Source organism: Duganella sp. Dugasp56, from assembly GCF_047304105.1.
GTDB classification, from domain to species: Bacteria; Pseudomonadota; Gammaproteobacteria; order Burkholderiales; family Burkholderiaceae_D; genus Rugamonas; species Rugamonas hordei.
Genome location: NZ_JBGLYQ010000102.1, coordinates 1 through 2,798, shown reverse-complemented (window position 1 = coordinate 2,798; position 2,798 = coordinate 1). Strand labels below are relative to the sequence as shown.

Here is a 2,798-nt window from a genome sequence, read left to right as displayed (position 1 = left end):
AAAGTTTCTCGACCCGTTCGATCATCACTACACCGGCATCGTGCCGCTGTCGTCGGGCGCAGGCACCACGTTGCCGGGCGCGGCGCCGGCCGCCGGCCGGGGCGCGGGCGCGGGGCCCGGACGGCGTCCGGGCCCGAACAGACGCTTAGCCGCCCTGGATCTCGATATTGGTGCCGTCGGGACCGGCGCCTTTACCTTTGACCGCTTCCAGCTTCTCCGGATCGACGCCCAGCATGCCGGCCAGTTTCTGCAGTTCCTCCGGCGAGATGGTGCCGTCCTGCAGCTTCTTCAGCAGCTTCTTGATGTCGTCTTCGCTTTCGCCACCGCTCTTGGCCGGTTCCGACTGGGCGGCGCGGTTGGTCAGTTCCTTGTTGATGGCGTCTTTTTGCCACGGTTCCATGCCGGGTTTGCCGAGTGCGCTCAGCAGATCGCCCGACGAAGCGTTCTTCAAGCCGGAAGCGAACGAATCCATTTCACCTGCGGATGGGATGCCGCTCGCGCCGCTGCTGCCCGTAAAAGTAACATTTAAGCCCATGGTATGTCCTTTGGAAGTTGAGGGAATTTTTACTGCAAAAATGGGTGGTCGGATTTTTTACTAAAGTTCCCATGGTTGCCGTGAGGAAGATGCCGATGAAAAATAATCCGCAAATAAATGCCGGCTGCGGGAACCGGCGCGCCTTGCGTTGCGACCCATGGAAGACCGTCTTGCTTCTTGACTGCAGTACAGGCGGCATTTTTTAAACAACTGAGGAGTTAATTATGGCAATGGGAGTCCCAGCAGGTGGAGCGGTAGGTGCCGGTATGGCGGTCGCGGCTCAAGAAGCCACCAACGCAGAAGGCGAAATGGTCGATGGCGACAACGCCAAAGTGAAGTTCCAGAAAAAGGGCCGCGATAACTCGCTGGCGCTGATCTGATCGGGCACCATCGCATGAGATAGTGCTTCCTCGGGATGGGCGGCGCGCATGCCTGGCGTTGCCCATCCTGTTTCCGCCGGCGGCGGCATATCATTCTTTTGAAAGGCACACCATGGCCACCTTCCAAAGCCAACTCGGTAGTGGATACGCATCGCAGGACAATCCCGGCTTGAAGCAGGGCACACCCAACTCCATGGTCAGCGCGGCCCAGCAGGGATCGGCGCAGGCGATGGAATTCCAGCTGTGGGTATCGCAGCAGGCAACCTCGCTGGCCAAGCTGAAGATTTTCAGCACCATGGCAAAAAGCGTCAACGACCAGCAATAACCGAGGAGGTCGACATGAGTGTATCCACCAGCAGCACCGGTTCCATCAGCGCTGGCGCGCGCGCCGGCGGCAGCGAGGCCCGCGCCAATATGGCGGGGGTCAGCGCCGCCGCCGCCAACGTCGACAACGTCAACGTGTTCACCAAATTCATCAAGAAGGCCGAAGAGGCCGCGCAGTCCGCCTTGTAGGCCGCGGCGCCACATACCGGCGTGCGCCGGCTTCCCCTGTTGCTTGTCGCCGGATCGCCGCTGCGCGGTCCGGCGCGTCCGTCGTGGGCGCGCGGCGGCCGCGTTACCCATGCAGATAGCGTGACGCCGCCGGAACTATTGCAAATGCACCGCGACTTATTTGCGAGTCCGCGCGGACCAGCTCCCTGACGGGCCATGCAATTTCAGATGAGTCGGGCAGGCCGGATAGCGAGACGTGTTCAAGAATGTTTCAGACCCCCACCATTTTCGGAGAAAAGCATGTCGTCAACAGTCACCACTACCACCACCAGCACTACCTATACCACGGAGGATCCTTCCGGCTTCGTCGGCACCCTCAAGCTGACCGGCGCGCCCTCCAACCCGGAAGAAGTGGACATCGCACTGCACGACCCAGGCAACGACAAGAACTACAAGCAGGAGGTCAACAACTGGCTGAACAGCCTGCCCATCCCCGACAGCGTCAAGGACATGATCCGCACCAACATGGGATTGACCGGCGGCGGCAACCAGCCATCCGAGTCCGGCGCGGCCAAGACCATCAACGACTTCCAGAAAAATAACAACATCGGTCTGCTGTCGAGCTCGCAGATGAAGCAGATGGCCGATACCGGCTACCTGACCGGCAAGGACGGCAAGACCGTCCAGGTGCCGCCCGACGTGCAGGCCGCCGCCAAGGTCTTCATGGCCAACGACGCCGCCTTCTTCAAGAAAATGGAATCGGCCACCAACGGCAAGCACGACGGCCAGCTGGGCCAGGGCGACTACGGCAACGCGGTCAAGGACGGCACCATCCAGGCCAATGGCGGCAGCAACGGCAACAACGGCCCGACCGGCATTCCAAAGGACAGCTTCATGAGCGCGGTCATGAACGGCCACGTGTCGCCCAACCGTCCGTCCGAATACGGCGCCGCCAAGACCATCAACGACTTCCAGAAAGAACACAATATCGGCCTGCTGTCCGATACCCAGATGAAGCAGATGGCCGACACCGGCTACCTGACCGGCAAGGACGGCAAGACCATCCAGGTGCCGCCCGAAGTGCAGGACGCCGCCAAGACCTACATGGCCAACGACGCGGCGCTGTTCAAGAAACTGGAATCGGCCACCGACGGCAAGCACGACGGCCAGTTGGGGCAGGGCGATTTCAACCACGCGGTCAGCGACGGCAGCATTGCGCCCAACTACGGCACCAACGGCACGCCGACGCCGGGCGGCCAGCCGCCGGTCACCGGCAGCGGCAATACCGGCAACACCAATCTGCCGTCCGATTCGAGCGCGGTCAACACCATCAAGAACTTCCAGAACGACAAGAACACCGGCATGCTGTCCGACACCCAGATGAAGCAGAT

5 protein-coding genes are annotated in these 2,798 nt (G+C 61.3%); 4 read left to right on the top strand and 1 reads right to left on the bottom strand.

The genetic code is table 11. The features are described 5' to 3' along the window. Nucleotides 1–145: 145 nt before the first annotated feature. The gene (locus ACCD07_RS32200; RefSeq protein WP_176650696.1) at nt 146–472 is read right to left on the bottom strand and encodes a hypothetical protein; all 327 of its coding nucleotides are present in this window, start codon (nt 470–472) and stop codon (nt 146–148) included. Between the two features lie 287 nt (nt 473–759). Between ACCD07_RS32200 and ACCD07_RS32195 the strand changes: the two genes are divergently transcribed. The 4 genes from ACCD07_RS32195 to ACCD07_RS32180 all read left to right on the top strand — a co-directional run. Beyond that, nucleotides 760–915: a hypothetical protein gene (locus ACCD07_RS32195; RefSeq protein ID WP_176650697.1), complete on the top strand. Its 156-nt coding sequence runs from the start codon at nt 760–762 to the stop codon at nt 913–915. A gap of 112 nt (nt 916–1,027) precedes the next feature. After that, nucleotides 1,028–1,240 (top strand): hypothetical protein, encoded by a 213-nt coding sequence (locus ACCD07_RS32190; RefSeq protein ID WP_176650698.1) that lies wholly within the window; start codon nt 1,028–1,030, stop codon nt 1,238–1,240. 14 nt (nt 1,241–1,254) lie between these two features. Then, nucleotides 1,255–1,428 (top strand): hypothetical protein, encoded by a 174-nt coding sequence (locus ACCD07_RS32185; RefSeq protein ID WP_413449684.1) that lies wholly within the window; start codon nt 1,255–1,257, stop codon nt 1,426–1,428. Between the two features lie 279 nt (nt 1,429–1,707). Beyond that, nucleotides 1,708–2,798: hypothetical protein (locus tag ACCD07_RS32180; protein ID WP_413449683.1), on the top strand; the 1,091-nt coding region annotated here is incomplete at its 3' end.

Bases quoted from the DNA above. Each gene is read 5' to 3' on its own strand.
- ACCD07_RS32200 (WP_176650696.1), bottom strand. From the start codon at position 472: ATGGATTCGTTCGCTTCCGGCTTGAAGAACGCTTCGTCGGGCGATCTG.
- ACCD07_RS32195 (WP_176650697.1), top strand. From the start codon at position 760: ATGGCAATGGGAGTCCCAGCAGGTGGAGCGGTAGGTGCCGGTATGGCG.
- ACCD07_RS32190 (WP_176650698.1), top strand. From the start codon at position 1,028: ATGGCCACCTTCCAAAGCCAACTCGGTAGTGGATACGCATCGCAGGAC.
- ACCD07_RS32185 (WP_413449684.1), top strand. From the start codon at position 1,255: ATGAGTGTATCCACCAGCAGCACCGGTTCCATCAGCGCTGGCGCGCGC.